Below are 2,223 nucleotides of genomic sequence, written 5' to 3' on the forward strand. Positions count from 1 at the left end.
TTTGTTTCGTTGCTTTATCACGTATTGCTTTTTTAGCATTTGGTTTAACAACCGGTGTTGCAGTATCCCCACTTAAGGTCTGTATACCTTGATCTTTGATTCTAGTAACGCCATCATCAGTCGTTTGATCACCAATATCACCAATAATATTGCCTTTATGTTCCTCGATAACTTGTATTGCTGCTTGTTTTTCTTCATCTGTCAGTTCATCATTTTGATTAACTAAATCTTCCATTTGATCAGCTTTTTGATTTACTGCATTTTCAGCATCAACACTTCGAATTAAAGTATGTTGCATCTGATTAGTTAATGTATCAATATCTGCTTGAGATACTCTTTTATTTAATGGTACATTGTTACGATTTTCAGCTAAAATTGTTTGTGCACGTTTTTTAAGATCATTAAAGATATCTAATGATGCAAATGTATAATCAGCTTGTTGAATACGTCTGTCAACTTCGGCTTGTAATGCATCTTTATTCATGATGATATCGATAGTATATGGATTTGTACTTACAGTATGACTTTCTGCAGCTGAATTAATGAAATCTTGTGTATATGTTTTATACGTTAATGTATCATTAAATGTTACTGTTCTTGGTGTCGGTACATTATTAACACGCAACTTATACTTTAAATCCAATATTTTATCAGGCATTAGTCGTGCAGGTGAATTCGTTGTGCCACCACCAGTGCTTTTAATTGTTATCACTCGATTCGCCGCATCATATGTAACATTCATATCATTAACATCAACGCCTGAATTGTTACTTGGAAAATCTTTAGTCAATGAATTGTTCACATATTCTACCCCTTCAGGTAATTGAATTTTATAAACAAATTCATCTGTGTCTAAAGAAGCACCAGAATTACCATTATTTTTTAGTGATGTTGTAACTGTAAATTCTTTATTATTCGTTGCTGTGGGTTCCATTGTTCGTCTTTCAACATAAACATGTGACCCAGAATGAAGTCCGATAGAGTCAACAAAGCTATAGTATTTGTAACCATCTTTTAGTTGATAAATGCCACGCGCATCTGTTATTGCGTCATTTTTAGGTACAAATTGAATTTTGAGATTTCTCACATTATCAGGTACTTTAAATAAACGCAAAGTTGGACCGCCTTCAACAGTCTTTTCAGCAATCGTATCATTAGTATCAGCATTTTTGATAATAACATTTGTTGCGCCTTGACCATTTTTAGTTGGCATTGTATTAAATTCAAAGATTAATTCAGAATTTGGATTTACTGTTAAAGATTTTTCAATACCATTAAAATCTCCATGATTACTAGCGTCCGTCCCGCTTATACGTCCTAATGCAAGTACATTGCCTTGTGCCTGATAGGTTCTGTTGCTCCCAGCCTCAAACATACTTGTTCTAACCATCGCATGACTTAGCACACCTACTTTACCACCATTGATAAGTGTAAAGCCTGGTAAATTATCAACAACTGTTACTGATGGTACAGAACGGTTGGTACTTGGTCTAATACTATTGTCATCAAATGACAGCACTTCGTTAGGTGCATTTTGTCCTGCATTATTGGCATTAGGATCAGTTGTAGGCGTGTATGGCGCTGTAATTGCAACTGGTGCACCACCGTTTCCTGCCGCTGCAGCCCCTGGATCTGCTGGAGTTGCATTAGGATCTGCCGGTGCCGCACGTCTACTTCTCTTTTTCGGTCTATTAGATGCTGGTTCAGCAATTGCAACTAGCTCTGGTTTATCTGAAGAATGACGAACATCTTCTTGAATTTCCTTTAAAGTTAGATGTCCTCCTGAACCATTTTCATTTGTTTTATTTGGTACATTTAATGTGGTATTATTCGACGCTACATCATTATTATTAGCGTTTGACACTGTCTCAGTTGCTGTTGTATTGCCATCTGTATGATTATTGTTTTGTGCTGAAGGCGTACTTGATTGCACTGATGTTGGCGTAGCTTGATTTACTATACTACCATTATTATGATTAACCAATGCTTGATTCGTTGCTTGATTGGTTGTTGCAGATTGATTAGGTGTATTCTGCGCACTATTTGCTAAACCTCTATTATTAGCAACATCTTTATCTTGTGAATTTACAGGTGTTGCTTGATTAGTATCGCTTTGTACATTATTATCCGTAGTTAAGGCTTGTGCACCATTTGGGTTTGAAAGTAATAAAACTGTTCCGATTAAAGTAGAGAATATGCCTACTTTATACTTCCTAATACTAT

At 35.6% G+C, this 2,223-nt stretch carries 1 protein-coding gene; it reads right to left on the reverse strand.

What is annotated here, in order from left to right; all coding sequences use genetic code 11:
- A partial coding sequence (locus IDG60_RS11615) for a SasC/FmtB family protein (RefSeq protein ID WP_206160721.1) occupies positions 1-2,223 on the reverse strand: 2,223 nt, incomplete at both ends.

The organism is Staphylococcus sp. EG-SA-2, assembly GCF_017152085.1.